The sequence below is a fragment of the Segatella copri genome (assembly GCF_024330485.1).
Lineage (GTDB): Bacteria > Bacteroidota > Bacteroidia > Bacteroidales > Bacteroidaceae > Prevotella > Prevotella copri_L.
The window spans coordinates 1-592 of sequence record NZ_JANDWX010000114.1 but is presented as its reverse complement, the minus strand read 5'-3'; the positions used below and the strand labels follow the sequence as shown (position 1 = coordinate 592).

1 protein-coding gene and 1 pseudogene are annotated in these 592 nt (G+C 36.1%); both read right to left on the bottom strand.

Annotated elements, in window-relative coordinates; translation table 11 throughout:
• Nucleotides 1–84 precede the first annotated feature (84 nt).
• Nucleotides 85–300 carry a CRISPR-associated endonuclease Cas2 gene (cas2, locus tag NNC77_RS16610; RefSeq protein WP_254971968.1) on the bottom strand — a complete coding sequence of 72 codons (216 nt, stop codon included), beginning with the start codon at nucleotides 298–300 and terminating at the stop codon, nucleotides 85–87.
• 1 nt (nucleotide 301) lies between these two features.
• Nucleotides 302–472: pseudogene (locus NNC77_RS16605) on the bottom strand (type I-B CRISPR-associated endonuclease Cas1b); the annotation flags it as partial.
• Nucleotides 473–592 lie beyond the last annotated feature (120 nt).

Here is a 592-nt window from a genome sequence, read left to right as displayed (position 1 = left end):
CTTCACCACTACGCAACTGCTGAGCTGCTTTCTTGTAATCAATTTCTAAGTTGTCCATAATATAAAAACTGTGTTAAACTACTTTTATTGTAGCTTGACACAGTTTAATTTACACTCTCTGACACTATCCTCGGATTCATCAATGATAGCTTTCATCTTCATTTGCAATTCCCGAAGTTTAGCTTCAGATAATTCTCCCTCCAAAACTGAGTTCTGAATCCAACACAAATATTGGCGGCAAAGTTTCAACATTTTGCCTACTCGCTTCTCACCAACATCATAAACTATAATCACATACATATCACCAATACATTTTAAAAGGTTTATATTCTTCTATTCCTAAAATATCTTTTAGTAGCTTATAGCATTCCAACTTTATAAGATGCTTATAGCTTACATTACGTCCTAAAGAACGATGACGGAATGTCTCATCATAACGCTCTTCCAGGGCCTTTACAAAAATCTTCTTTCCCTTGTACTTCCCTGAAAAAGGTTGTCACTTAGGAACAAACAGAAGTGACAATGAAACGTAAGACAAGAATTGAACGTGTGTATAATGAGGACACTGGTTGGTTTGAGACCCGTGAGGTAG